General features: G+C 72.6%; 22 protein-coding genes. 9 read left to right on the top strand and 13 right to left on the bottom strand.

Features of this window, described 5'->3' with window-relative positions:
- Positions 1 to 57: 57 nt before the first annotated feature.
- The 3 genes from V6V47_RS13060 (at position 58) to V6V47_RS13050 (ending at position 5393) form a co-directional block, all read left to right on the top strand.
- Positions 58 to 2607 carry a sensor histidine kinase gene (locus V6V47_RS13060; RefSeq protein ID WP_334628441.1) on the top strand — a complete coding sequence of 850 codons (2550 nt, stop codon included), beginning with the start codon at positions 58 to 60 and terminating at the stop codon, positions 2605 to 2607.
- Positions 2604 to 3284: a response regulator gene (locus tag V6V47_RS13055; protein ID WP_334628440.1), complete on the top strand. Its 681-nt coding sequence runs from the start codon at positions 2604 to 2606 to the stop codon at positions 3282 to 3284. Before V6V47_RS13060 ends, V6V47_RS13055 begins: the two co-directional genes overlap by 4 nt.
- A 99-nt stretch (positions 3285 to 3383) precedes the next feature.
- Entirely contained in the window at positions 3384 to 5393 is a 2010-nt protein-coding gene (locus tag V6V47_RS13050; protein ID WP_334628439.1) for an FAD-dependent oxidoreductase, read from the top strand.
- 20 nt (positions 5394 to 5413) lie between these two features.
- On the opposite strand, the gene V6V47_RS13045 is transcribed toward V6V47_RS13050, so the two are convergent.
- The 4 genes from V6V47_RS13045 to V6V47_RS13030 all read right to left on the bottom strand — a co-directional run bounded on the left by V6V47_RS13045 (position 5414) and on the right by V6V47_RS13030 (position 7815).
- The gene (locus V6V47_RS13045) at positions 5414 to 5773 is read right to left on the bottom strand and encodes an SAV_915 family protein (protein WP_334628438.1); all 360 of its coding nucleotides are present in this window, start codon (positions 5771 to 5773) and stop codon (positions 5414 to 5416) included.
- A gap of 43 nt (positions 5774 to 5816) precedes the next feature.
- Positions 5817 to 6338, bottom strand: coding sequence for a universal stress protein (locus tag V6V47_RS13040; RefSeq protein ID WP_334628437.1), 522 nt, complete (start codon positions 6336 to 6338; stop codon positions 5817 to 5819).
- Positions 6317 to 6742, bottom strand: coding sequence for a hypothetical protein (locus V6V47_RS13035; protein WP_334628436.1), 426 nt, complete (start codon positions 6740 to 6742; stop codon positions 6317 to 6319). The genes V6V47_RS13040 and V6V47_RS13035 overlap by 22 nt, the downstream gene beginning before the upstream one ends.
- 140 nt (positions 6743 to 6882) lie before the next feature.
- On the bottom strand, positions 6883 to 7815 hold the full coding sequence (locus V6V47_RS13030) for an SDR family oxidoreductase (protein WP_334628435.1): 933 nt from the start codon (positions 7813 to 7815) through the stop codon (positions 6883 to 6885).
- 195 nt (positions 7816 to 8010) lie between these two features.
- On the opposite strand from V6V47_RS13030, the gene V6V47_RS13025 reads away from it, so the two are divergent.
- On the top strand, positions 8011 to 8766 hold the full coding sequence (locus V6V47_RS13025; protein ID WP_334628434.1) for a dienelactone hydrolase family protein: 756 nt from the start codon (positions 8011 to 8013) through the stop codon (positions 8764 to 8766).
- 45 nt (positions 8767 to 8811) lie between these two features.
- Here V6V47_RS13025 and V6V47_RS13020 read toward each other — a convergent pair whose 3' ends face one another.
- Positions 8812 to 9342 (bottom strand): DUF421 domain-containing protein, encoded by a 531-nt coding sequence (locus tag V6V47_RS13020; RefSeq protein WP_334628535.1) that lies wholly within the window; start codon positions 9340 to 9342, stop codon positions 8812 to 8814.
- A 169-nt stretch (positions 9343 to 9511) separates the two neighbouring features.
- Here V6V47_RS13020 and V6V47_RS13015 point away from each other — a divergent pair, with 169 nt between their 5' ends.
- On the top strand, positions 9512 to 10462 hold the full coding sequence (locus tag V6V47_RS13015; protein WP_334628433.1) for a PrsW family intramembrane metalloprotease: 951 nt from the start codon (positions 9512 to 9514) through the stop codon (positions 10460 to 10462).
- A 20-nt stretch (positions 10463 to 10482) separates the two neighbouring features.
- On the opposite strand, the gene V6V47_RS13010 is transcribed toward V6V47_RS13015, so the two are convergent.
- The 4 genes from V6V47_RS13010 to V6V47_RS12995 all read right to left on the bottom strand — a co-directional run bounded on the left by V6V47_RS13010 (position 10483) and on the right by V6V47_RS12995 (position 17681).
- Entirely contained in the window at positions 10483 to 11424 is a 942-nt protein-coding gene (locus tag V6V47_RS13010; RefSeq protein WP_334628432.1) for a sugar kinase, read from the bottom strand.
- Positions 11421 to 12041, bottom strand: a complete 621-nt coding sequence (locus V6V47_RS13005; protein WP_334628431.1) for a bifunctional 4-hydroxy-2-oxoglutarate aldolase/2-dehydro-3-deoxy-phosphogluconate aldolase — start codon at positions 12039 to 12041, stop codon at positions 11421 to 11423. Before V6V47_RS13005 ends, V6V47_RS13010 begins: the two co-directional genes overlap by 4 nt.
- Positions 12042 to 12127: 86 nt before the next feature.
- Entirely contained in the window at positions 12128 to 14551 is a 2424-nt protein-coding gene (locus V6V47_RS13000) for an ATP-binding protein (RefSeq protein WP_334628430.1), read from the bottom strand.
- 97 nt (positions 14552 to 14648) lie between these two features.
- Complete coding sequence (locus tag V6V47_RS12995) at positions 14649 to 17681, bottom strand: S8 family peptidase (RefSeq protein WP_334628429.1); 3033 nt, start codon at positions 17679 to 17681, stop codon at positions 14649 to 14651.
- 595 nt (positions 17682 to 18276) lie between these two features.
- Here V6V47_RS12995 and V6V47_RS12990 point away from each other — a divergent pair.
- Genes V6V47_RS12990 through V6V47_RS12980 form a run of 3 tightly spaced genes read left to right on the top strand, consistent with a single transcriptional unit; the run spans position 18277 to position 20151 of the window.
- Positions 18277 to 18885: an ArsR/SmtB family transcription factor gene (locus V6V47_RS12990; protein WP_334628428.1), complete on the top strand. Its 609-nt coding sequence runs from the start codon at positions 18277 to 18279 to the stop codon at positions 18883 to 18885.
- Position 18886: 1 nt separating this feature from the next.
- The gene (locus tag V6V47_RS12985) at positions 18887 to 19348 is read left to right on the top strand and encodes a DUF6069 family protein (RefSeq protein WP_334628427.1); all 462 of its coding nucleotides are present in this window, start codon (positions 18887 to 18889) and stop codon (positions 19346 to 19348) included.
- Positions 19349 to 19392: 44 nt separating this feature from the next.
- A complete protein-coding gene (locus tag V6V47_RS12980) occupies positions 19393 to 20151 on the top strand; it encodes an SRPBCC family protein (protein ID WP_334628426.1) in 759 nt (252 codons plus the stop codon).
- A gap of 64 nt (positions 20152 to 20215) precedes the next feature.
- Here the strand turns inward: V6V47_RS12980 and V6V47_RS12975 are convergent, their stop codons facing one another.
- Positions 20216 to 20695, bottom strand: a complete 480-nt coding sequence (locus V6V47_RS12975) for a winged helix-turn-helix transcriptional regulator (protein WP_334628425.1) — start codon at positions 20693 to 20695, stop codon at positions 20216 to 20218.
- Positions 20696 to 20870: 175 nt separating this feature from the next.
- Between V6V47_RS12975 and V6V47_RS12970 the strand changes: the two genes are divergently transcribed.
- Positions 20871 to 22448 carry an MFS transporter gene (locus tag V6V47_RS12970; RefSeq protein ID WP_334628424.1) on the top strand — a complete coding sequence of 526 codons (1578 nt, stop codon included), beginning with the start codon at positions 20871 to 20873 and terminating at the stop codon, positions 22446 to 22448.
- Between the two features lie 108 nt (positions 22449 to 22556).
- Here the strand turns inward: V6V47_RS12970 and V6V47_RS12965 are convergent, their stop codons facing one another.
- The 3 genes from V6V47_RS12965 to V6V47_RS12955 all read right to left on the bottom strand — a co-directional run bounded on the left by V6V47_RS12965 (position 22557) and on the right by V6V47_RS12955 (position 25374).
- Positions 22557 to 23423: an oxidoreductase gene (locus tag V6V47_RS12965; RefSeq protein ID WP_334628423.1), complete on the bottom strand. Its 867-nt coding sequence runs from the start codon at positions 23421 to 23423 to the stop codon at positions 22557 to 22559.
- A gap of 171 nt (positions 23424 to 23594) precedes the next feature.
- Positions 23595 to 24776, bottom strand: coding sequence for a low temperature requirement protein A (locus tag V6V47_RS12960; protein ID WP_334628422.1), 1182 nt, complete (start codon positions 24774 to 24776; stop codon positions 23595 to 23597).
- Positions 24736 to 25374: a DUF5994 family protein gene (locus V6V47_RS12955; protein ID WP_334628421.1), complete on the bottom strand. Its 639-nt coding sequence runs from the start codon at positions 25372 to 25374 to the stop codon at positions 24736 to 24738. The genes V6V47_RS12960 and V6V47_RS12955 overlap by 41 nt, the downstream gene beginning before the upstream one ends.
- Between the last annotated feature and the right edge of the window lie 368 nt (positions 25375 to 25742).

Here is a 25742-nt window from a genome sequence, read left to right as displayed (position 1 = left end):
GTCCGGAAGGGCCCTTGAACAGGGGGCCCTTCCGGGCTGATCGGAGAGGATGGTCCCGTGCCACGCGGAGAACTGCGCATCTATCTCGGGGCCGCCCCCGGCGTCGGCAAGACGTACGCCATGTTGGAGGAGGCCCAGCGGCGGGCAGCGCGCGGCACCGACGTGGTGATCGGCTTCGTGGAGACCCACGGCCGCCAGCACACCGCGGCCATGCTCGGCGACCTGGAGCAGGTTGCCCGCAGCACGATCAGCTACCGGGGCGCCGAGTTCACCGAGATGGACCTGGAGGCGGTGCTGGCCCGCCGGCCGGAGATCGCGGTGGTCGACGAGTTGGCGCACACCAACGTGCCCGGCTCCCGGCACGAGAAGCGCTGGCAGGACGTCCAGGAGCTGCTCGACGCCGGGATCGACGTGCTCACCACGGTCAACGTGCAGCACCTCGAATCGGTCAACGACGTCGTCGCGCAGATCACCGGCACCACCCAGCGCGAGACCGTGCCGGACGAGATCGTCCGCGCCGCCGAGCAGGTCGAGCTGGTCGACATGACCCCGGAGGCGCTGCGCCGACGGATGGCACACGGCAACATCTACCGACCTGACAAGATCGACGCGGCGCTGGGCAACTACTTCCGGGTCGGGAATCTCACCGCGCTGCGTGAGCTGGCCCTGCTCTGGCTGGCCGACAAGGTCGACGAGCAGCTCGACCGGTACCGCAGCCAGCAGGGCATCGCGGCCACCTGGGAGGCCCGGGAACGGGTCGTGGTGGCGCTGACCGGCGGCCCAGAGGGCGAGACGTTGATCCGGCGGGCCGCTCGGGTCGCGGCCCGCAGCAAGGGCGCCGATCTGCTCGCCGTGCACGTGGCCCGCAGCGACGGGCTGGCCGGCGCTGATCCGGCCCAACTGGCCCGCCAGCGGGTGCTGGTGGAGAGCCTGGGCGGCACCTACCACCAGGTGCTCGGCACCGACGTGCCGGCGGCGCTGCTGGACTTCGCCCGCGGCGTGAACGCCACCCAGCTCGTGCTCGGCGCGAGCCGCCGGGGCCGCTTCGCGCAGATCTTCGCCCGGGGCGTCGGGGTGACCACCACCGCGCTCTCCGGCGCGATCGACGTGCACCTGGTCAACCACACCGAGGCCGGCCGAGGTCGACGCGCCGCGATGCCGGCGGCACTGTCCCGGCGCCGCCGACTGCTCGGTTTCGCGCTGGCCGGGCTGGGCGTACCGCTGCTGACCCTCCTGCTGCTCACGCTGCCCGACCTCACCCTGACCAGCGACATCCTGCTCTTCCTCGCCGGGGTGGTCGGGGTCGCGCTGGTCGGCGGGCTGTGGCCGGCCCTGGTCGCCGCGCTCGGCGGCTCGCTGCTGCTCAACTGGTTCTTCACCCCGCCGCACCACACGCTGACCATCGCCGAGGTGGACAACCTGCTCGCCCTGGCCGTCTTCGTCGGGGTGGCCGTCGCGGTGAGCTGGGTCGTCGACGTGGCGGCCCGCCGTACCCGGGAGGCCGCACGGGCCGCCGCCGACGCGCAGACCCTGGCCACGGTCGCCGGCGGCGTGCTGCGCGGCGAGCGGCCACTGCCGGCGCTGCTCGACCAGCTGCGGGAGACCTTCGGCCTGCGGGCGGTGAGCGTGTTGGAGCTGGCCGAGGAGGCCAGCGGTCGGCCGGCCCGGGCCCGGGAGGAGCACGCGTGGTGCGTGGTCGCCAGCGTCGGCGACCGGCCCGCCTGCACGCCCGACGACGGCGAGACCTCGGTGCCGGTCGACGAGCGGATCACCGTCGTGCTCAGCGGTCGACGGCTGGAGGCCGCCGACCGGCGGATCGTCGAGGCGTTCGCCGCCCAGGCGGCCATCGCGCTCCGCCAGGAACGGCTGGCCGAGGAGGCGGCCACGGCCCGGCCCCTCGCGGCCGCGGACCGGATGCGGACCGCGCTGCTCGCCGCCGTCAGCCACGACCTGCGTACGCCGCTGGCCTCGGCGAAGGCCGCGGTGACCAGCCTGCGCAGCCACGACATCGAGTTCGACGAGCAGGACCGCGAGGAGCTGCTGGAGACCGCGGAGGAGTCGCTGGACCGGCTCGCCCGCCTCGTCGGCAACCTGCTGGACATGAGTCGGCTTCAGGCCGGCGTCCTCGGCATCACGGCGACCGCCATCGGCCTGGAGGACGCCGTACCCCTGGCTCTGGACGAACTTGGCCCGGTGGCCGCGACCGTCGGCACCGACATCCCGGCCGACCTGCCGGCGGCCACCGCCGACCCCGGCCTGCTGGAACGGGTGCTGGTCAACGTCATCGCCAACGCGCTGCGGTTCAGCCCACCCGGCCAGCCGCCCACCGTCACGGCGAGCGCGCACGCCGGCCAGGTGGAGCTGCGGGTCATCGACCGTGGACCGGGCATTCCGGAAGACCAGTGGGAGCACGTCTTCCTGCCGTTCCAGCGCCTCGGCGACCGGGACAACCAGACCGGCGTCGGCCTCGGGCTGGCGCTGTCCCGGGGGTTGGCCGAGGCGATGGGTGGCAGCATCACCCCGGAGACCACCCCCGGCGGTGGGCTCACCATGGTGCTGCGGCTGCCCGCCGCGGCGCAGACCACCTCGGAGGGGCCGCAGGAATGACGCGCATCCTGGTCGTCGACGACGAACCGCAGATCCTGCGGGCCCTGCGGATCAACCTGCGGGCCCGCCGGTACGACGTGGACGTCGCCGACACCGGGGCCGCCGCACTGAAGGCCGCCGCCAGCCACCCGCCCGACCTGGTCGTCCTCGATCTCGGTCTGCCGGACATCGACGGCGTGGAGGTGATCCGCGGCCTGCGCGGATGGACCGCCGTGCCGATCATCGTGCTCTCCGGCCGGGCCGGCAGCGAGGACAAGGTCGCCGCCCTCGACGCCGGCGCGGACGACTACGTCACCAAGCCGTTCGGCGTGGAGGAGCTGCTGGCCCGGATCCGGGCGGTGACCCGCCGACTCGGCGCGCCCAGCGAGACGGTCCCCGCGCTGCGGATCGGTCAGCACACCGTCGACCTGGCCGACCGTACGGTCGTGCGGGACGACGGCACCGAGGTCAAGCTGACGCCGATCCAGTGGAGCGTGCTGGAGAAGCTGCTGCGGCACCCCGGCAAGCTGGTCAGCCAACGGCAGCTCCTCCAGGACGTGTGGGGGCCGGAGTACCAGAACGAGACCAACTACCTGCGGCAGTACCTGGCCCAGCTCCGGCGCAAGCTGGAAGACGACCCGGCCCGCCCCCGGCATCTGATCACCGAGCCCGGCATGGGTTACCGCTACCGCCCCTGACGGTTGACACCCGCCGGCGGAGATTGAAGAATTTCGTTCGCAGCGGCAGCGGCGTGCTTCTGTAACCGTCCCCATTCCGGTTACCCCTCGGGAGCCCGCGTGTCTCTGCCCCTGTCCCGCCGTCGGCTGCTGACCGCCGGCGGTGCCGGCCTCGTCCTGGCCGGTCTCACCGACCCGTTCCGGGCCGGCCCCGCCCTGGCCGCCGTCACCACCGCCGACCTGGTCGTCTACGGCGCTACCTCCGGCGGGCTCGCCGCCGCGATCACCATGCGCCGTCTCGGGCGTACCGCCGTCGTGGTGGAGCCGACCAGCCACGTCGGAGGACTGAGCACCGCCGGGCTGGGCGCCACCGACACCGGCGTGCAGGCCGCGATCGGCGGCCTGGCCGCCGAGTTCTACCGCCGGGTGTACGTGAAGTACCACGGCGGGACGGTCACCTCGACCTCGCCGCTGCGGATGACCTTCGAGCCGCACATCGCCACCGCCGTCTTCGCCGACCTGCTCGCCGAGGCGGGCGTCCCGGTCGTCACCAACGCGCGGCTGGCCAGCCTCGGCCGCAGCGGCACCCGGATCACCGAGCTGCGCACCGAGGACGGCTCGATCTATCGGGGCGGCGTGTTCGTCGACGCCACCTACGAGGGGGACCTGCTGGCCATGGCCGGGGTGGGGTTCACCATCGGACGGGAGTCCAACAGCACCTACGGCGAAACGATCAACGGTGTGCAGTCCCGCAACACCCACCAGTTCGCCTACCCGGTGGACCCGTACGTCACGGCCGGCTCACCGGGCAGCGGACTGCTGCCGGGCATCTCCAGCACCCCACTCGCGCCGCAGGGCAGCGGCGACGACCGGATCCAGGCGTACTGCTTCCGGATGTGCCTGACCCAGGCGGCCAACCGGATCCCGTTCGCCAAGCCGTCCGGCTACGACCCGATACGGTACGAGCTGCTGCTACGACACATCCAGGCGGGCTACACCGGGCCGTACTTCACGACCCACTCGATCGGTGGCGGCAAGACCGACTCCAACAACAACGGGGCCGTCTCGACCGACAACATCGGCTTCAACTACGCGTACCCGACGGCGAGCTGGCCCGCGCGGGAGAGCATCATCGCCGAGCACCGGACCTACCAGCAGGGGCTCATGTGGTTCCTGGCCAACGATCCCCGGCTGCCCGCGTCGGTACGCGACTCGACCGCCCGCTGGGGGCTGCCGATCGACGAGTTCACCACCACCGGTGGCTGGCCGCCGCTGCTCTACATCCGCGAGGCGCGCCGGATGGTCTCCGGGTACGTGATGACCGAGCACGACTGCCGGGGCCGGGTCCGTGCCACCGACTCGGTGGGGCTGGCCAGCTACACGATGGACTCGCACAACTGCCAGCGCGTGGTGGTCGACGGCAAGGTGCGCAACGAGGGGGACGTGCAGGTCGGGGTGCCCGCGCCCTACCCGGTGAGCTACCGCTCGATCGTGCCGCAGCAGGCCCAGTGCGCCAACCTGCTGGTGCCGGTCTGCCTCTCGGCGAGCCACATCGCGTACGGCTCGATCCGGATGGAGCCGGTGTTCATGATCCTCGGGCAGGCGGCGGCCACCGCGGCGTCCCTGGCGCTCGCCGGGAGCCTCGCCGTGCAGGCGGTGTCCGTGCCTGCCCTCCAGGCCCGGCTGCGCCAGGACGGCGCGGTGCTGGAGTGGGGGACGACCGGCGACGTGATCCTGGACAACGCGGCGGCCAGCGGGATCACCCGAGCCGGCACGTGGGTGCGCAGCATCGACATCGGCGGCTACTACGGCGCGGACTACGAGCACGACGGCAACACCGCCAAGGGGGTCAACCGGCTGCGGTTCCGTCCGACGCTGCCGGCCACCGGCTCGTGGACGGTGCACCTGCGCTGGACCGCGCACCCGAACCGGGCGACCAACGTGCCGGTGGACATCGCGTACTCCGGCGGGTTGGTCACCCGGACCGTGGACCAGCGGCAGGCCGGCGGCCAGTGGGTGGCGCTGGGCACCTACCCGTTCACGGCGGGCAGCGACGGGAGCGTGCTGATCCGTACCGAGGACACCGACGGCTACGTGGTCGCCGACGCGGTGCGCTTCGTCCGCGCCTGACCTGCGCCGACCGGTCCCGGTCAGGCGCCGACCGGGACCGGGTCGGCCCCGGCGCGTGGGCCGACGGGTGCGGCCGGGACGCGGCTCGGCACGGTCGGCGCTGCCCGGTCGCCGAAACCCGGGTCGACCGGCGGTGCCACCAGCAGCGGGTCGACCTGGATCCGGTCGATGCCGAGCGGGCGCAGCATGCCGCGCAGCGCGGACTCGCACAACTCTTCCCACTGCTGGTCCGCGCCCATCGCGGCGACCAGCAGCTCCGGTCGGGTGAAGGCGATGCCCACCCGCTGGCCCTGAGGGGACCGGCCGGTCCGCACGGTCCGCACCATCCGTCCCGGCAGTTCGCGCACCGGAACGGCGTAGATTATCGGGGCCTCGTCCATGGTCGGGCCGATCCTTTCGTTCGTGTCGCCGTGGTGGCGACGGTCATCGACTGAAGTGGTCGAGGTCGCGGGCGAAGCGGCGGATCGTCGCCGCCCGTGCCCAGGTCGGTGCGGGCACCGCGACGACCGGCACCGCCGCCCGTGTCACGCAGAACCGGGTCACGTGCCCGTGTGAGCCGCCGAACCGACGGCGTTCCGGGCTGCCGACGACGAGCAGATCGGATTCCCGGTGCGCATGGTCGATGAGCACCTGACCCGCGTAGCCCTGCGTCGCCACCAGCCGCACCGGCACGTCCCGGGGCAGCCCACCCAGCGCCGCGTCGAGGACGCCGCGGAGGTAGACCAGGGCCGCCCGGTCGCACTCGTCCTGCCAGCGCCAGGTCAGCGTGCCGGGCCGCCACGTCGGCGCGAAGACCCACGCCCGTACGGCGTCGAGCTGCGCGCCCTCGCGGCGGGCCAACTGCACCGCGCGGCGTACCGCCTGCATCCCGGCGAACGATCGGTCGATGCCGACCACGATCCGTGGGGTGGTGCAGGGGCGGCTCATGCGGCGGGTGCGATCCACGTCGGGGCGGTACGCGGGTCCGCCGTCGTGGTCAGGTCCAGCGCGCGGAGGACCGAGTGCGCCACCACCACCTCCACCCCGGCGCGGCGGCGCAGGTCGGCCACGGCGCGGTGCAGCACGGTCATGCTTCCGGCGGAGAGCCGCACGACGGCGTCGACGTCGGCCGCGATCCACCACGCGGCGACCGCGCACGGCTCGTGCCGCAGGTACTCCACCAGGTGACTGCCGGGCGCGGACGGGCCGAGTCGGACGCTGACCAGCGCCTCGTGCCGCCGTTCGGGCTCGGCCGTCACGGTGTCGGGGGGCACCGCCGGCTCACCGGCGCCGCCATCCCGGCCCGAGGGTGTGTCGGTGCCGGGTGGCAGGTTTCCGCGTTCCCAGCGTGTCATCCGCCAAGGACTCATGAGCCCATCGTGACCACCCGAGGCGGCCGGATGGCCCGTCGATACGCCGTCCTGACGGGCCAACGGCAAATCTTGACGCGGCGTTCACGGCCCGCCGCGACCAAGGGGTCTCCCGTGGTCGCGGTGACTCCGCGCGGTGATCAGTTGTGCGGGAACTCCACGCCCACCAGCCGCTCGGAGACGCTCCAGAGTCGGGCGGCGTCGTCCGTGCTCCGGGCCGAGCGGTAGACGGCCAACTCGGTCGGTTTGCCGGTGAACTGCCCGATGCCGTCCGGGCCGTAGAACCGGCCACCCTGTGCCTGCGGGCTGGTGGCCGCGTAGAGGGCGGGGAGCAACCCGGCGTCCACCGAGTGCACCAGGAAGCCCCAACGGGCCAGCCGGTTCATCACGGAGTGGTGCAGCGAGGGCCGGCTGCGACCCAGGTTGGGGCCGGACGCATAGAGGTTGGTCATCGTCGTGCCCGGGTGGGCGACATTGCTGACGATGCCCCAGTCGCCGGCCCGGCTGCGCCGGTCGAGTTCCAGCCCGAACTGCAGGGTGGCCAGCTTGGAGGCGTTGTACGCGCGGATCGGCGCGTACCGGTGGGCGCTCTGCAGGTCGTCCCAGTCGAGTCGGCCGGAGCGGGCGGCGCTGCTGGACATGCTGGTGACCCGGGCTCGTCCGGCGCGCAGCAGCGGCAGTAGCCGGCCGGTGAGCGCGACGTGGCCAAGATGGTTGGTGCCGAACTGGAGCTCGAAGCCATCGGTGGTCGTGTGCCGGGTGGGAGGTGTCATCACACCCGCGTTGTTGATCATGACGTGGATCGGTCGGCCCTCGCCGAGCAGAGTGTCGGCCAGCGCGGCCACCGAGTCCAGCGAGGCGAGGTCCAGCTCCCGGGTCGAGACGGTGGCGTCCGGCGCGGCAGCTCGGACGGCGGTCAACGCGGCGGCGCCCTTGGCCGGATTGCGAACCGGCAGCACCACCTCGGCGCCGGCCCGCGCCAGCCGCGTCGCCAGGCCGAGGCCCAGCCCATCGCTGCCGCCGGTCACGACAGCGAGTCGCCCGGTCAGGTCTGGAACGGTCAGGTCGAGCACGACGTCCCCCAGTTCGACGGTGTTCTTCTTCGGTCAGTGCCAACCCTGGGCCGGCCGCCGCCCGCCAACCAGGGTCGACTTGTCCAGGGACCGGCGGTCCCTGGCTGGCTGCCCGGTAGCCCGGACCCCCGCCGGCCCCCGGGGCGGCGAGTAGCGTTCCGGACGAACCAACGACTGGCGTACGAGGAGAACCTGGTGCAGACGACGACGGTGGACATCCCGACCAGCGACGGAACAGCGGACGCGAGCCTCACCCGACCGGACGGGGACGGCCCGTTCCCGGCGGTGCTGCTCTTCATGGACGCCTTCGGCCCGCGTCCCCGCCTGGTCGAGATGGCGGAGCGGATCGCGGCCCGGGGCTACCTCGTGCTGACGCCGAACCTGTTCTACCGGGGCGGTCGGGCGCCGCTGTTCGATCTGTCCCGACTCGGTGAGCCGGACCAGCGCGGCGCGATCTTCGAGAAGATCATGCCGCTGATCGGGGCGCTGACCGCCGACGTGATCAGCCGGGACAGCGCGGCGTACCTCGATTTCCTGGCCGCTCGGGACGACGTCCGGCCGGGTCCGGTGGCGATCACCGGCTACTGCATGGGCGGTACGAACGCACTGCGGGCCATCGAGGCGCACCCGGACCGGATCGCTGCGGTGGCCACCTTCCACGCCGGGCGGGTCGTCACCGACGCCCCCGACAGCCCGCACCTCGGCGTCGACTCGATCACCGGCGAGCTGTACCTCGGGCACGCCGACCAGGACCAGTCGATGACGCCCGAGCAGATCGCGACCCTGGAGAAGGCGCTCGACGCGGCCGGTGTCCGGTACCGCTCCGAGGTGTACGAGGGCGCCCACCACGGCTTCACCATGGCCGACACCGCCGCCTACGACGAGCGGGCCACCGAGCGGCACTGGGTCGCCCTGTTCGACCTGCTGGACCGGGCTCTGCCGGCCGCCTGACCATGCGTCGGCCGGCCGCCTGACCATGCGCCGGCCGGCCGACGCTCAGCCGAGGTGAGTTGGCGGATTCTGTGCGTCACGCCGGGCCCGGCCGGGCGTCCGGGTGGTGACGCTGAACCGGCCGTCGCTCTCCATCCGCACCTCGTGGACGTCCGCGATGTCGGCGACACCCTGCTGCCGCAGCAGGGTGTGCAGCTCCTCGTTGGTGATCAGCTCCCGGCGCATGTTGCTCCGCATGATCTGCCCGTCCCGCACCAGCACCAGCGACCCGGGCCGGATCAGCCGGGAGGCGGCTGGCCAGCGGTAGGCGACGGCATTCAGCAGGTACGACCAGCCGATGATCACCCCGACCAGCAGCACCCCGTCGGTGACCGAGTGGTAGCCGCCGGACAGTCCGTTCTGCGCCGCGTCCGCGAGCAGCACGATCACCAGCAGATCGGTGACGCCGGTCGTGCCGCTCTCCCGCTTGAGGATGACCCGCAGCAGCGTGAAGAGCGCCAGGTACATGACGCTGCCCCGGATCACGATCTCCAGCAACGGAGTGTCCGGGACGAACACGCCTTTCCAGTCGGCCACCCGACGGGCTACCCGCCGGCTGACCCGCCATGCCTGCCGGCAGGGGACGGTCTTGACCAACGGCGCATCACTAGGCTGAAATCGCCCTGCGGAGGCCGACACCCCGGCCGATCCGGGTCGGATCGACCGGTCCGACCAGTGGAGGACGGCGCTTCCCGGTGGAGGACTGATGGACCGTACGACCCTCGGTGCCGACGGCCCGGCAGCGTCGCCCGCTCGACCCCGGCGCCGCTGGCTGCGAATGTTCGGCGTCGGGTTCGCCCTCTGGCTGGCCACCGTCGTGATCACCTTTATCACCGGCAATCCGAACCTCATCCCGACCCTGGTGCTGCTGGGCAGCTTTCTGGTGCCGGTCACGTTCGTCGCCTGGGCGTTCGACCGCCGGGACACCGGCGAGCTGACCTCCGACCTGGTCTTCAGCACGTTCGTCACCGGCGGGGTGCTCGGCGTGCTCGCGGCCTCGGTGCTGGAGTCCTACCTGCTCCGTCCGTCCGGCTGGCTCTTCGGCGGGGTCGGGCTGATCGAGGAGGCGGTCAAGCTCGCGGCGTTGGCGCTGCTGACCCGGCACCTGGCGCACAAGTCCATTCGGGACGGCATGGTCCTCGGCGCGACGGTCGGCTTCGGGTTCGCCGCCCTCGAGTCCGCCGGGTACGCCTTCACGGCGCTGTTCACCGCCAACGGCTTGTCCGTGGTGCAGCTCGTGCAGACCGAGCTGCTGCGAGGGCTGCTCGCCCCGGTGGGGCACGGCCTGTGGACCGCCATCCTCGGCGGCGTCCTGTTCGCCCCGAGCACCCGCGAGCACTTCCGGGTCGGGCTGCGCCTGTTGCTTGCCTACCTGGGGGTCTCGGTGCTGCACGCGCTCTGGGACTCGATGCACTCCATCGCGCTGCGCCTCACCCTGCTGCTCACCAACGGTGAGTCGTACCAGCGGACGTCCAACGGGTACCTGGTGGAGCCGTCGGCCGCGCAGGCGCGATTGCTGCCGCTGCTGGAATGGGCGGGCCTGGCCGTGGTGTCCGCGGTGGGCATCGTCTGGCTACTGCTGGAGTGGCGTTCCGGGCGTCGGCGCGACTCGACCCCCGCCGGGCTCCGGGTGCCCACCGGCACGCAGCCCGCCTGACTCGCGGCCCGCCGCCGTGGTCAGCGGACGGTGCCGCCGGGCCCGTGGTCGAGCAGCGCCAGCTCCGCCCGGTCGGGCAGGCCCTCCCAGTCACCCCGGGTGGCCACCGCGAACGCGCCGGTGGTGACCGCGCGGTCCAGCCGGGCCGGCACGTCGACGCCGTCCAGCCAGCCGGAGAGCAGCCCGGCCACGAACGCGTCCCCGGCGCCGACGGTGTCCACCACCGGCACCGTACGGGCCGGGCAGTGCACGGTGCCGAACGCGCTGTGGCTGGTCGCGCCGTCGGCGCCGTGCTTCACGACGACCTCGGGCACGCCGGCCGCGCGCAGCGCCGCGACCGGGTCGGCCGCGTCGGTCAGGACGGCCAACTCGTCGTCGGAGGCGACCACCAGGTCGATCGAGGGGAGCAGAGGCCGTAGCGCGGCGGCGGCCTCGGCGACGGACCAGAGTCGGTGCCGGTGGTTGACGTCGAGGCAGACGGTGGTGCCCACCGCGCGGGCGAGCCGGATGGCCGTGACCACGGCCTCGTACGGCTCGGCGCCGAGCGCGCAGGTGATGCCGGTGACATGCAGCAGCCGTGGCGGCGGCGTGGACGCGTCGAAGGCGCTCGCGACGTCGGCCGGACGCAGCCGGGAGCCGGCCGACCCGGCGCGGTAGTAGGTGACTCGGTTGATGTCGGCGACCCGGGACTCGAAGAGGATCAGCCCGGTGGGGGCCGCCGGGTCGACCCGGGACCAGGTCAGGTCGATGCCCTCGGCGCGCAGCGTGCGGCGGACCAGCTCACCGGGTTCGTCGGCGCCGGTGACCCCGACCCAGGCGGCCCGGTGGCCGAGCCGGGCCAGGCCGATCGCCACCGTCGACTCCGAGCCGGCCACCGAGATGCCGGCGGTCCCGCCCAGCCGCAGCGGACCGGTGCTGCGGAAGGCCGCCATCGTCTCGCCGAGGGTGAGCAGATCGGTCACGGCCGGACCGCCGTCAGGAAGGCGGAAGCGCGCTCGCGCAGCGCCGCCGGGTCGCCGCCGCGGACGGCGTCACCGAGCAGCGGGGAGCCGACACCGACCGCGACCGCTCCCCGGTCGAGGTAGCGCCGGGCACCGTCCGCGTCGACGCCGCCGACCGGCACGAACGCGGTGCCCGGGAAAGGGTCGCGCAGCGCGCCGAGATAGTCGGGCCCACCCAGTGAGGCCGGGAACAGCTTGACCGCGGTGGCCCCGCCGCTGCTGGCCTGCACCACCTCGCTGGGGGTGAGTGCGCCGGCGAGCACAGGCAGCCCGAGCCGGCCGGCCTCGGCGAGGCTCGGCGCCAGCGCCGGGGTGACGAGGAAGGTGGCGCCGGCGTCGGCCGCCACCCGGGCGTCCTCGGTGCTGAGGACGGTGCCGGCCCCCAGGGCGAAGCCGGGCCCGAGGGCGGCCCGGGCGCGCCGGATGATGCCGAGCGCGTCGGCGCCGGTCAGCGAGACCTCGATGAGCGCGACGCCGCTCTCGGCGAGGGTGAGGACCGCGGCCAGCGCCGCGGCCGGGTCGGGGCCGCGCACGATGGCCAACAGTCGGTGGGTACGCAACTCGTCGAGCAGGTTCATCGGGGGTGTCCTCAGGGGAAGCGGTGAGCGGAGATGGTAAGCCGCCCGGCGACCTCACGCGCGGGCGGGACGACCGTCGCACCAGCTCAGACCGGAACGAGTTCCCGGCACCGGCGCAGGACGGCCAGGGCCAGTGGCGCGTCCCGGCCCTCGATGCCGGCCGCCAGTTCGTGCACCGCGGCCTCGGCCCGCGCCGGATCACCCGCCGCCACGGCGGCCTCGGCCAGCACCAGGACGGCGTCGGCGGCCCATGCCAGGATGCCCTTGCCCCGCACCAGCGACAGCGCGTCGGTCGCGTGGCGCACCGCCTCGTCCGGCCGCGCGACCAGGGTGAGCCGGGCCAGCGCCGAGAGCGCCTGCACCAGCGGCCAGATCGCACCCACCCGTCGGGCGTCGGCCACCACCTCGCGCAGCGCCCGCTCGGCCGGCCCCACCTGATCGCCCACCGCGGTGCGGGCCAGCACGGTGGCCAGCTCGGACCGCGCGTCGAGCAGGGTCACCGGCATCCGCTCGGCGGCCGCGACCAGTCGGGTGAGCCGTTCGGTCAGCCCGTCCAATCGCCCGGCCGCCCGGTCCAGCGACAACTCGGTCGCCTCCACCAGCGTGGCCAGCCGTTCGTAGCCGGTCTCCTCGACCAACTCCCGGCCGGTGGTCAGGAGCGCGGCGGCCTGGTCCAGATGCCCGGCGTGCACCGCACCCTGCGCCCAGTTCAGGCACGCCCGAGCGTGCTCGCGGGGTCGGTCCGACAGCTCCGCGGAGGCGCGCAGCTCCGCGATGATCGTCCAGGCCGTCCGGTCGCCCAGCTCCAGCAGCAGCGAGGCGCGAGCGATGCGGACCGCGAGGTGGGCCGCCGGGTCCCGGCTGGCCGCCGCGGCGACCTCCGCCTCCGCACAACGCGCCAGGTGGTCGTCGACATGCCGGCCGACGACCGTGTCCGGGGCCGCCAGCACCGCCAGGGCCGGGGCCCGTCGGCGGGGTGCCCGCAGGTACGGCACGGCACGTTCGATCTCGGCGTACCCGCGCAGTGCCTCACCCTGCTGGCGCAGCATCCGCCCGAGCACCAGGCCCAACTCGCCCCGGGCGCCGGGCGGCAGCCGCCGATCGGCCAGCAACCGTTCCAGCACCGGGATCGCCGCCGCCTGGCTGAGTCCGTCGATGGCCGACCGGCCCAACTTGCCGGCCAGCCGCGCCCGTACCGGTCGGGGCAGTTCGGCGATGTCCATGGTCTGGAGCAGGAACCCGGCCGCGGTCGCGTCGTCACCGCGTTCGGTGGCCAGGTCGGCGGCCGCCTCGGCGTTGCGGATGAAGTCGGCGCCGCTGCCGGCCAGCCGGTAGTGGTGCGCCAACTGGGCGACCGGCCGGGGCAGCTCCTGCTCCAGCACCCGGGCGACGCGCAGGTGCAGCCACTCCCGGGTCTCCCGGGGCACCAGGTGGTACACGACCTGCCGGGCCAGGTCGTGGCGGAAGCGCAGCCCGTCCCCGGCGTCGTGCAGCAGACCCGCCTGGTGTGCGCTGGTCAGCGCCGCGCCCACCGCCGTCCGTTCCGTGCCGAGCACCGCAGCGAGGACGCGTTGGTCCGGTGCCAGGCCCAGCACGGCGGCGGCGCCGAGCACCTCCCGGGTCGCCTCGTCGAGCGGGCGTAACCGCCAGAGCAGCACATCGCGCAGCACGAACGGGACGCTGTCGTCGGCCAGCGGGTCACCGCCGCGCTCGGCGAGCGTACGCAGCACCTCCTCGACCACGAACGGGATGCCGGCGGTGCGGTCCAGCAGCGCGTCGGTGAGTTGTGGCGGCGGGTCGTCCAGCCGCAGCGTCCGGGCGGCCAGTTGTCGTACGCCCTCCGCGTCGAGCGGGCCCAGCGGCACGCGGGTGACCGCCCACGGCGATGTACGCGCCAACGCGTCGTGGATGGGCGTGCTGCCGCCGGGCGCCGGAGTGCGGGCGGTCAGCACCACGGCCAGGCCGTCCACCGGGTGGGTACTCAGGTAGGCGAGGAATTCACAGGTCGCCGGGTCGGCCCAGTGCAGGTCCTCGAGCAGCAGGGTGGTGGGGCTCAGCGCGGCCAGCACCGCGGCGACGGCTCGGAGCAGCCGGTGCCGCTCGGCCGCCGGGTCCGCCAACGGCGGGGGTGCGGCGGGCAGGACGTCGGCCAGCTCGGGCAGCAGCGGCGCCAGGGCGCCGGCCACCGGGCTGAGCGGCCCGAGTCGGTCGGTCCCCGTCCGCACGGCGTCCAGCAGTACACCGAGCGGGAAGGGTTCCGGTACGTCGTCGCACTCGCCGATCAGGTGCCGGCCGGGCAGGTTGGCGAGCAGCTCGGCGACCAGTCGGCTCTTGCCGATGCCGGGCTCACCCTCCAGCAGGACCAGGCACGGCGGGGCCTCGAGGAGTCGGCGTAGCTGGGCCAGCTCCGCCGTACGTCCGACGAACTCGACTGGTCCGCGCAGGCGCGCGGGGCGGGCGGGAGATGGACCCCCGCCGCCCCGCGTCTTGCCCTCGCCGCTGTCGATCACCGTGCGGCGAGCAGATCACCTCTGCGGTGACCGATGGCCGGCCGGCGGACCGACGGTGATCTGGGTCACACGTCGGCCCGCCGGGTCGATGGCACCGTCAGGACTGGACGGTGACCGGCACGGTCTTGAGCAGACCGCTGCCGTTGCGGAACTCCAGCACCCCGACGTAGCGCTGCCCCGGGGCGAGCCCGAACCAGCGCAGCGTCAGGTTCGCCGTGGCACCCGCCTGCACGCTGCGCTGCTTCGGGTCGATGACGGCCCGACCGACGGAGGTGCCCGGCGCGCCCGGCAGGTAGGTGGTGACGGTGTACGCGTTGTCCTCGCGCCCCTTCGGCAGGTTCTCGGTGAACTCCTGCTCGACGACGACGATGTAGTCTCCGCCGCCGTCCGGCAGCGTCACCTTGGCGCCGATCCGGGTGCTGGCCGTGGCGGTGACGAACTTACCGGTGGTGTCGTACACGTTGAGGCTGAACTCCGTGCACTCCATCACCCCCTCCTCGTCCTCCCAGTCGATGTGCGAGCAGGTGGGCCGCTCCGACGTCACGTGGATCTGCGGGCTGCGGGTGCCGGCCGGTACGTGCAGCGTGGTCTTGCTGATCGACGCGGGCAGCGGCACCGGCAGGTTGTTCGAGGAGCTCCAGTCCCAGGACGGTCCGTCGCCGTGCAGGGTGACCGCGCTGCTGGTGCCGGCGGTCAGGCCGGAGAGCTGCGAGATCAGTTGACCCTGGTAGCCGACCTCGGCGGCGACCCGGACGCTGCCGAAGGTGCCCGTCCCGGTGATGGCGTCGGGTGCGGTCAGCCCGGTGTTGTGCACGACCAGCGGCGTACGCACCTGGTGGTGGTTCTGGTCGTTCCAGGTCAGCGCACCGTCGGCCCAGGTGTCGAACGCGCCACCGGTGTTGGTGACCTCCACCGTGAAGCGGGCGCTCTGACCGGCACCGATCCGCAGCTTGGCCGGGGTGACCTTGACCTTGTAACCCTTCGGCGCCTGCACCGAGGAGGTGTAGGTGCTGGCCTTGCCGCTGACGTTGGTGACGGTGCGGGTGACCTTCTGCTTGCCGACCATCCGGCCGAACGAGATCGACGGGTAGTTGAGCTGGGCGGTGTCGATCGCGCCGATGGTGTCGCAGCCCCCCAGGTTGCCGAGCCCGAAGTCGCCACCGCGGTCCGCGGACACTCCACACAGGTACCGCAGCCAGTCCTGCTCGTTGGAGTCGTAGACCAGGCCCGGGTCGAAGGCGCTGCCGGGCGTGACCTGGCCGGCACCGTAGTTGAGCGGGGTGGCGTCGTACGTGCCGATCTTGATCGGCTTCCCCTTGCCGGTGGTGCTCTGGGCGCTGGTCATCATCGCCGAGCGGATCGCCGCGGGCGACCAGCCAGGGTGCTTGGCCAGCAGCAGGGCGGCGATGCCGGCGATGTGCGGCGCCGCCATCGACGTGCCCGACTCCAGGGCGAAGTCGTTCCCGCCCTGCGACGGGGAGAACGCCGCGACGATGTCCTGGCCGGGCGCGCTGATGTCCGGCTTGAGCAGTTCACCGGCGTTCAGGTTGGACGGACCCGCCGAGGAGAACGCCGCGACCGAGGGCGCGTCGACGATCTCCAGCTTGCTCGGCGAGATGCTCGCCGTGGCGTTGCCGGCCTTGACGTACGCGGTGACCGTGGCCAGGTCGATCTCATTGATGTGCACGGTCGGCACGGTCTGCACGTCGGCGTTGAGGGAGCTCAGCTCGCTGTTGAACAGCACCATGCCGACGCCACCCGCCCGGGCGCCCTCGATGCTCTTGTCGGTGCGGGGGATCTCGCCGCGCAGGCAGAGCACGATCGCGCCCTTGACCTTGGCCGGGTCCAGCGTGTCGTCGGCGCAGAGCTCGGCGCCGTAGGTGTCGCTCGGGTCGAGCGCGCTGTCCTTCGCAAAGACCAGTCGCGTCGACGACACGCCGGTGTCGCCCATGCCGGCGCCGGTGATGGTGGTGCCGTTGCCGAGGGTGAGTTTCCGGTTGTACTCCCGGTCGGTGGTGCTCGCGGCCACCGTGGTCACCCACGGGGTCGAGTTGTCGACCGTGTTCGCGTACGGGCCGGAGTTGCCGGCGGCGGCGGAGACGAACACGCCGGCGGCGGCAGCGTTGAAGAACGCCGCGTCGACCGCACCGAAGTACTCGCTGTCGTCACCGATCGAGTAGTTGATCACATCGACGCCGTCGGAGACCGCATCGTCGATGGCGTGCACGATGTCGATCTCGGTGCCGCCAGCGCCACCAGCGCCGTTGTCGTACAGCGCCTTGTAGATCGCCAGCCGGGCGGCCGGCGCCATGCCGGAGATCTTGCCGAGGTCCTTGCCGGCCTGCGTCGCCGGTACCCCGAAGTTGCCGGCGGCGGTGCTGGCCGTGTGGGTGCCGTGGCCGTTGCGGTCGCGGGGGGAGGAGTAGTCGTCCGGGAACGCGTCGGCGATCCCGCTGTCGTTGTACCAGCGGGCACCGATCACCTTGTTGTTGCAGTTGACCGGCGCCTCGGTGCCGACGTCGCAGGTGCCCTTCCACTTGGCGTCGATGACCGCCTGGTCCGGCCGGGGGGTCGGCAGCGGAGCGAAGCTCGCGCTCTCCGGCCAGTAACCGCTGTCGATGACACCGACGATGACGCCCTCACCCGCGTGCGAGTCGCCGCCGAACTCCTTGTTCCACACCCCGCCCTTGCCGGTCAGGCCCAGGTAGTCCGGCGTGTGCGACGTGGTCGCCTGCACCTTGCGGTTCTCGTACACCGCCCGCACGCCCTTGGTGGCCCGGAGTCGGGCCGCCTGCGGGCCGGTCAGGTCCGCGGCGAAGCCGTTGAACGCGGTCTCCAGGGTGACCCGCGTCCGGTTCGCCGGCACACCCACACCCTCCAGCACCGACGTGCGCTTCTGACGCAGGTGCTCACGGTAGGCGTTGGCGCTGCCGGACGTCCGGTTCAGCTTGCCGCCCGGGGTCGGCTTGGTGGCCGCGATCCCGGGGACGCCGCCGGTGTAGGTGGCCAGCGGTTCCTCGTCGAGTTGGACCAGGTAGCGGGCGGTCGGTCCGGTGCTGGCCGGGGCGGCTGCGGCGCCGCTCGGCAGGCTCGTCAGACCGGCTGCGGTCAGCGCGACGGCGGCCAGCATGCTGACTCCGCGTCTGGTCCGTCCGGGCCGATGTGCGTTCGGTTGTGGCACGTCGTTGCCTCCACGTTCGGTGCCGGCCGCCACGACTGATGACGGTGGCCGAAACCTAGGATCGGCATCGATCAAGCAGAAGCACTCGTAACGTGGCCGTAACCTTGGAAACAAGCTCGTAACGTCACGGGTACTTTGCGCGTCATTTTGGGCCACCAGCGGGCCGCTCCGCGCCCGCTCCCCGCTCCCCGCTCCCCGCTCCCGCGCCTGCGGCCTTGGCTTCCGGTGGCCGTCGGTGCCGTCCGGATCGTCCGGGGTCCGGCCGGCCCGACGCTCAGCTATCCCCCGGGGGACGCAGCACGACGGGGCGCTGGGGCCAATTCGCATGATCGTGCTCGATCCAGGAAGTAGTGGTATCGCCGTGTCGGTGAGGCCACTACTTCCAGGATCGAGCGCGATCGCGGCGGCGCGGGAGCCGCCAAGATCCGCACAAAGTCCGGCGAAAGTGCTGCTTGCGGTGGGTGCAAGGCGGCAACCTCCCGGAGCAGCCACCGAAAATTAGAGTTGTCTTGACAAAAAAAGTTGTCGGTGACAAGGTTGGGGCATGTTCGACATCGCAGTGATCGAGGACCCGGCGGCGGCCGAGGCGTCATTGGACCCGACGCGGGCCCGACTGCTCGCGGCGCTCGCCGAGCCAGCCTCCGCGACGATGCTCGCCGCCCGGGTCGGCCTGCCCCGCCAAAAGATCAACTACCACCTGCGGGCGCTTGAGCAGCACGGCCTGATCGAGCTGGTCGAGGAGCGCCGCAAGGGCAACGTCACCGAGCGCGTCATGCGGGCCACCGCTGCGTCGTACGTGATCTCGCCGGTGGCTTTCGCGGCCGTGCGGCCCAACCCGTCCCAGTCGCCCGACCGGCTCTCGGCGCGGTGGCTGCTCGCGCTCGCGGCCCGGCTCGTGCAGGACGTCGGCGCGCTGATCACCGGCGCCGAGCGGGCCCGCAAGCCGGTGGCGACCTTCGCCGTCGACGCCACCGTCCGGTTCGCGTCCGCGAGTGACCGCGCCGCCTTTGCCGAGGAGCTGGCGGTCACGGTCGCCAACCTGGTCGGCCGCTACCACGACGAGCAGGCCCCCGGCGGCCGTGAGCACCGGGTGGTGCTCGCCCTGCACCCGAGCGTCAGCCCCAACACCGACACCGCACCGAAGGAGTCCTGAGATGACCGCCATGACGAGCACGGCCACCGCCCCGGTCCACCCGAAGGCCCGTGCGCTGACCGCCACGACCCTGCGTCGCCGGCAGCGCGCCCTCGGAGTGGGCGCTGCGGTGATCGCGAACAGCCTGCTCTACCTGGCCGCCCGCGCGGCCGGCACGGACTTCACCCTCACCGACCCCGGCGCGACCCAGGCGCACCCGCTGATCCTGCCGGAGATCGCCGTCTTCAGCCTGGTCTTCGCGCTGCTCGGCTGGGGATCTCTGGCGCTGCTGGAGCGGATCACCCGGCACGCACGGGTGATCTGGAGCGTGCTGGCCGGCGCGGTCCTGGTGGCCTCCTTCGTTCCGATCTTCATCGAGCAGGCCACCGTGGGCACCCGAATCATGCTGTGCGTCCTGCACCTCGTGGTGGCCGCCGCGCTGGTGCCGATGCTGCGCCACCGCGCCGCTGCGCGCACCCGCTGACCAGCAAATACCGACACCTCACCGACTGAAGGGCACCACCAGACATGGGACACCAATTCGAGCTGCACAAGGACATCGAGCTTGCCGCCACCCCCGAGCAGGTGTGGGAGGCGATCGCCACGGGGCCGGGCATCGACTCCTGGTTCATGGGCCGCAACGAGGTCGAGCCGGGCGAGGGTGGCCGTACCCGGATGACCATCGCCGGGCACACCGAGGAGGCCACGGTCACCGGCTGGGAGCCGGGGAAGCGCTTCGGCTACGGCACCCAGCCCGGACCGGACGGCACCTTCCTGGCCTTCGAGTACCTCATCGAGGGGCGCGCGCAGGGTGGCACCGTGCTGCGGCTGGTGCAGAGCGGCGTCCTCGGCGACAACTGGGAGACCGAGTACGAGGCGATGCAGGTCGGTTGGGACATGTACATCCGGACGTTGGCCGCGTACCTCGCCCACTTCCCCGGCCGGACGGCCACGCCGGTCACCGCGTTCCGCCCCGGCGCCGGTGCCCCGGACCAGGTCTGGGCGGCGGTGACCGACGCGTTCGGCATCTCCGGCCCGGTCGTCGAGGGTCAGCCGGCCCGGATCACGGTCGACGGCCTGCCGCCGATCGAGGGGGTCGTCGACCTGGCCGCCCTGCCCACCTACTTCGGCGTACGCACCGACGACGCGCTCTACCGGTTCCTGCACTCGGGCAGTGACCGGGGCGACGCCCTGGTGGTCGGGCACCACCTCTTCGCCGCCGACGCGGACCCGGCCGCGACCGAGCGGGCCTGGCAGACCTGGCTGAGCGAGCTGCCCGTCAGCTGACCCGTACCCGTCCGCGCGACCGTGGCCGCTCTCCCCTGGGGAGGGCGGCCACGGTCGCTGGGCGTCACGTCTGTCGGATCAGGCCCGGACCGGCGGTGAGCACGGTCTCGGAGTTGTGGACGTCATGGCCGGCCGCGCAGCGGAGCACGGCGTGGATCGGCTCGCCGCAGTCGCGGTGGATGGCGAGGAGAGAGGGGCCGGCGTCGTCGGCGGTCCAGGTGTCGCCCCAGTTGCGCAGCGCGGTGATGACGGGAACCAACTCGCGGCCCTTGCGGGTGAGCCGGTACTCGTGCCGGGTGCGCTGCCCCGGCTCCTGGTAGGGGACCCGTTCGAGGAGGCCGGCCGCGACCAGCTCCTTGAGTCGAGCCGCCATCGCGGGCTCGCCGATCCCGACCCGGCGGACGAAGTCGTCGAAACGGTGCGTGCCGAACAGGGCCTCGCGCATGATCAGCATCGTCGACCTGCTGCCCACGATGTCCATGGCGCGGGCGACCGAGCAGTTCGCCGTCGACCAGGTATCGCGGTCGTCCCGTAGGTCCTCCATACCCACGAGCGTAGAGCCTGGCTTGCGTATCCGCTAGTCAGGTGCTTCACTGGGGCCGGACGCTGGCTTCGCCACGGGCAAGTCAGTCCATGTTCGCCCGGCGCAGCCCGCATGTCCGCGCGCCGCCAGCGCTCGAAGCGCCGGTGCTTGCGTGGAACGACCCCGAGGACACCTCGTGACCGACCAGCGCACCACGATCCCGACCGGACCAGCAGGCACGCCCGGCGCGAGCGCGCCCGGACCGACCGGTGCCCCGCGTGCAACCGCCCACGGCTCCCGCGCCGTGACCCTGGTCGCCATGTGCCTGGGCGCGATGATCACGTTTCTCCAGATCACCGCGACCGTCTCCGCCCTGACCACCATCCAGCGGGACCTGCACGTCGACCCGACCACCCTGATCTGGATCCCCAGCGCCTACACCCTCGCGGTGGCGAGCCTGGTGCTGTCCGCCGCGACGCTCGGCAACCGCTACGGTCCCAGGCGCATGTTCGGCGCCGGCGTTCTCGCCATGATCGTTGGCGGCGCCGCCGTGGCCGGGGCACCCAGCGTGGGCTGGGTGATCGTGGGGCAGTTGGTCGCCGGCCTCGGCGGGGCCCTGATCCTGCCCAACAGCCTCGCGATCCTCGGTGCGACCTTCACCGACCCGCACCGACGCACCGAGGTCATCACCGCCTGGTCGGCCGCGTCCGGTGTCGGTCTGGCGGTCGGCCCGCTCATCGCCGGCGCCCTGCTGCGGCACCACTCGTGGCACAGCGTCTACCTGTCGACGATCGTGCTGGGCGTGATCACCCTGGTCGTCGCCGTGCTCGGGGTGGCCGAGTTCCGGCCCAACGCGGGCCGACTCGACGTACCCGGCCTGCTGCTCGGCACCCTCACCATCGCCGCGGCCGTCTACGCCATGATCAGGGGCGGACGGGACGGTTACACCAGCCCGGTGGTGGCTACGGCCTGGCTCGTCTCCGCAGCCGCGCTGGTCGGGTTCGTGCTGGTCGAGCTGCGATCCAGCGCCCCGATGCTCGACGTGCGGTTGTTCCGGTCCCCGTCCTTCAGCACTGTCATGGTCATCGGCGCGGTGTCCCTGTTCGGCTTCACCGGCGTGGCTATCCTGCTCGTCCTGTTCCACGAGCGCGCGCAGGCGCTCAGCCCGCTGGACACCGGATGGCGGATGGCGGTGCTGTTCGGTGCGTACGTGCTCGTCGCCTCCGCGGCTGGTCGCGTGATCCGCCGTACCGGGTTCAAGGCGCCCCTGACCATCGGTCTCGTCCTCGGTGCCGTGGCCAGCTTCGGGCTGGCGGCCCAGGAGTCGACCACCACGTTCGGCCACCGCTGGCCGCTGCTGGCGCTGTTCGGAGCCGCGAGTGGCCTGGTGGTGGCTCCGGCGACCGCGGCGGCACTGGCCAGCGTTCCGCCCGCGCAGGCGGGTATGGCCGCCGGTGCGGTCAACGCTGCCCGCCAGGTCGGCTCCGTGCTGGGCTCGTCGCTGTTGGGCACGCTGCTCACCACCACGATGCTCGCCGAGTTGCCCGCCCGGCTCGCCGCGCACCAGGTGGGCGAACCCACGCGTTCCGCCGTGCAGGCGGCTGCGACCGCCGGAACCACGGGCGGTCAGCCGCTGCCCGATCCGGTCCGGTCGGCGCTCGCCGAGGCACTGACCGCCGGCGTGCAGGCCGGGCTGCGGGTCAACGGTGTCGTCTTCCTCGTCACCGCCGTGCTGGCAGTGGCCCTCGTCCGCAACCGGCCGCACCAGCATTGACGGCTGCGGTGACCTCGACCTCCAGCACCGCGCCGTCGAGCCGCCCTCCGGCGGTGGGGCGGTTCCTCACCCACCTCGAGCGGGCGACGGTGGGGTTGGACTGACCCCTCAGCCGGCGATGGTGTCGAGGTCCTCGATCGCGTCGGTCGGCAACGTCAGGTCGACCGCGGCGATGTTCTCCCGCAGGTGCGCCAGGGTCGAGGTGCCGGGGATCAGCACCGTGGTGGGGGAGCGCTGGAGCAGCCAGGCGAGGGCGACCTGCTGCGGCGAGGCACCCAGCCGGGCGGCCACGGCGTTGAGCGTGTCGGACTGCAACGGGGTGAACCCGCCGAGCGGGAAGTACGAGGCGAACGCGATGTTCTCCGCCGCGCAGCGGTCGACCAAATCGTCGTCCTGCCGGTTGGCGAGGTTGTAGAGGTTCTGCACGGTGACCACCGGTGCGATGGCCTGGGCCTCGGTCAGCTGATCGGAGGTGACGCCGCTGAGCCCGAGGTGCCGGATGAGGCCCTCCTGGCGCAGCTCCGCGAGGGCGCCGAACTGCTCCGCGATGGACTCGTCGCCGGCGCCCTCCGCCGAGCCGACCCGCAGGTTGACCACGTCGAGGGCGTCGAGGCCGAGGTGCTGGAGGTTCTCCCGGACCTGGGCCTTGAGGTCGTTCGGCTCCAGCGACGGGATCCACGAGGCGTCGTCACCACGCCGCGCGCCGACCTTGGTGACCAGGTGCAGGTCGGCGGGGTACGGGTGCAGCGCCTCGCGGATCAGGTCGTTGACCACCACCGGGCCGTAGAAGTCGCTGGTGTCGATGTGCCGGACACCCAGGTCGACCGCCTCGCGGAGCACGGCCAGGGCCTGGTCGCGGTCGCGAGGTGGCCCGAAGACGCGCGGTCCGGCCAGTTGCATCGCGCCGTACCCCATCCGGCTCAGGGTGAGGCCGTCAGCGATGGTCAGGGCGCCGCCGGGGAGGTTGTGGTTCATGTCGCCTTCTATCCGTTGAGTGGAGGGATATGCGGCTGTCCCGGAGAAATCAGGGGTTGCCGCGCTCCACCGACTGTGCGCCGGGACGCTCTCGGCCGGCAGGCCGAGATGTTCCTGGTAGTGGCACAGCCACCCAGCCGGTCAGGGATAGGACATGGATCATGATCACGGCTAGACCGAGGGCGCTGGTGGCTCGGGTGGATTGCCGCGGGCCCGGACGCCGTCCGAGACGGCAACCCCGGCCAGGACGACGGCGGCGGTGAGGCCGGCCACCAGCGCGGGCGCGAGCAGCAGCACCGGTCCTGCGGCCACCAACACGAGCAGCGCCACCAGCCGCGACGGCGAGACCCGGCTGAACACCTCGTACTCGAAGCGGGCTCGTCCGGCCAGGAACAACGCGGGCCCGCCGAGGACGACGCCGGCCAGCCACGGCGTCACCTGCTCCGTGGGGTGGGCGATGACGACCTCGAAGCCGGCGGCGGCGGCAACCACACCGGCCACCATGAGCAGGTGGGTGTTGGGCGCGGAGCGCACGAATCCGCCCGGATCCCGGGCCGCCTCGATCGCGGCCTGGAGCAGGGCCCCGGCGCGGTGGACGTAGACCTGCCACAGCAGCACGGTGGCGGTGAAGGCGACCAGGAGTGCCGCCGTACGAGCGACGGTCACGTCGTTGTCGGCGTAGGTCAGGGTGGTGACGAGGATGAGATCACCGAGGGCGAGGGTGAAGATCTGCTGGTAGCGCTCCGCCAGGTGGTCGGCCGCCACGGCGTACCGGGCCGGGGGCATCCGGCCGACGTGTGGCGTGGGGTAGCGGAGCACGGCTGACCCGTAGTCGATGACGAGCGCGACCGTCCACAGCAGGCCCCGCGCCGGGCCCGCCAGGAGACCCCCGGCGAGCCACGGTACGGCGGACACGGCGAACCAGAAGATGAACCGGCTGGCGGACAGTCGCGCCGCGCGGCCGTGCAGCGCGACGACGAGGAAGATCACCCGTCCCACCTGGATCGCCACGTACGCGCCCGCGAACAGCAGGGCGTGCTCGGCGAACGCGCCGGGCAGCGAGCCGGCCAACAGGATGGTCCCGACCATGACCCAGAGCGTCATGACGAAGATCGGGGGCCGCTGCGCGTGGTAGAGGTCGGTCGCCAGCGCGGTGGCAGACCAGATCCACCAGATCGCCATCACGAGCAGTACGGTCTGAGCGGCCCCGACCCAGTCGAGACGCTGCGCCAAGGTGCGCGATGTCAGGGCGAGCGCGGCGACGAACACCAGGTCGAGAAACAGTTCCAGCAGGGTCGCCCGCTGGGGCCCCTCATCCTCGCGGGTCAGCCCTACCGCTTGGTCCATCGTCATCAGGTGCCCGTCCGCTGACTCCGAGGTCTGGGGATACCCGCATTGATGGTAGGCGAGTATCAGCCGCAACGCGGACAAAGCGGTGCTCCGGCCGCTTCCCGCCGGGCGATGCCGCCGCCGAGGCCGAGGGTGCGTCGAGGGCAGCCAGGATGCCGGGCGCGCGGCTGAGGTTGGCCGGGTCGGCGGCGGTCGCCATCGCCCGCTCGGCTGCCGCCGGTGCAGTGTCCGGCGGCACCACCAGCAGGTCGACCTGCACGTCCTGACCGGTGGTGGCGACCAGTACGGCGGGGTTGAGGGTGTCGAACCAACCGAGGTGGACCACGTCCGGTCCGACGGTCATCCGATGGATTCGGCTGTCCCAACCGTGCAGGTTGAGCATGATGTGCCGGATTCGGCCGTGCCGTTCGGCCAGGGCGAGGACGAGGCCGGGGAGTTCGGCGCCCAGGTCCCAGGATCGCGGCCACCAGCCGCCATCCAGCACCGTTCGCCTCCGAGTCGGGGAGAGGACGAGCCGAGGCGCGGCCGGCGTCGAAGCGCCGGGACCACCGTGGCCGTCGACGGTGGAGAGGTGGATGTCGCTGTCCCGGGGTGCGGTCACGATGCGCCGCCGCCTTCCGATGATGAGGGGGGCCGTCGGTCACCGGGGTCTCGAGCGACACTGCCAGCGTACGCTCCAACTCTCGCGCCGCTGTGCAGGCAGTTTCCGTCGGGCCGGCCCCCGGTGCGGGTGCACCTGCACGCCTGAGGGCGTACGGTGGGCATGTCGCCCGGGTTACCGGTGGCCGCCAGGTGCCGTCGCCACCAGCCCGATCTCGATCTCCATCCCCATCGCCGCAGCGCGCTCGTCGTGACAGTCGACCGCCGGCCGCCGACCTGTTCGGTTCGCCCCGATGCCCGGTACTGGGATCTGACCCGCGCGTCCGCACCGCCGCCCGTGAGCATGATCGTCCCGGCCGGCACTATCAG

The sequence above is a fragment of the Micromonospora sp. CPCC 205539 genome, from assembly GCF_036906815.1.
Lineage (GTDB): Bacteria > Actinomycetota > Actinomycetes > Mycobacteriales > Micromonosporaceae > Micromonospora.
This window is presented reverse-complemented; position numbering and strand designations above follow the sequence as displayed.

Coding starts and splice junctions, on each gene's coding strand:
- V6V47_RS13055 (WP_334628440.1), top strand. CDS start 2,604: ATGACGCGCATCCTGGTCGTCGACGACGAACCGCAGATCCTGCGGGCC.
- V6V47_RS13045 (WP_334628438.1), bottom strand. CDS start 5,773: ATGGACGAGGCCCCGATAATCTACGCCGTTCCGGTGCGCGAACTGCCG.
- V6V47_RS12965 (WP_334628423.1), bottom strand. CDS start 23,423: ATGAACCACAACCTCCCCGGCGGCGCCCTGACCATCGCTGACGGCCTC.
- V6V47_RS12960 (WP_334628422.1), bottom strand. CDS start 24,776: ATGACGATGGACCAAGCGGTAGGGCTGACCCGCGAGGATGAGGGGCCC.
- V6V47_RS13035 (WP_334628436.1), bottom strand. CDS start 6,742: ATGAGTCCTTGGCGGATGACACGCTGGGAACGCGGAAACCTGCCACCC.
- V6V47_RS13015 (WP_334628433.1), top strand. CDS start 9,512: ATGGACCGTACGACCCTCGGTGCCGACGGCCCGGCAGCGTCGCCCGCT.
- V6V47_RS13005 (WP_334628431.1), bottom strand. CDS start 12,041: ATGAACCTGCTCGACGAGTTGCGTACCCACCGACTGTTGGCCATCGTG.
- V6V47_RS12990 (WP_334628428.1), top strand. CDS start 18,277: ATGTTCGACATCGCAGTGATCGAGGACCCGGCGGCGGCCGAGGCGTCA.
- V6V47_RS12975 (WP_334628425.1), bottom strand. CDS start 20,695: ATGGAGGACCTACGGGACGACCGCGATACCTGGTCGACGGCGAACTGC.
- V6V47_RS12980 (WP_334628426.1), top strand. CDS start 19,393: ATGGGACACCAATTCGAGCTGCACAAGGACATCGAGCTTGCCGCCACC.
- V6V47_RS12985 (WP_334628427.1), top strand. CDS start 18,887: ATGACCGCCATGACGAGCACGGCCACCGCCCCGGTCCACCCGAAGGCC.
- V6V47_RS12995 (WP_334628429.1), bottom strand. CDS start 17,681: ATGCTGGCCGCCGTCGCGCTGACCGCAGCCGGTCTGACGAGCCTGCCG.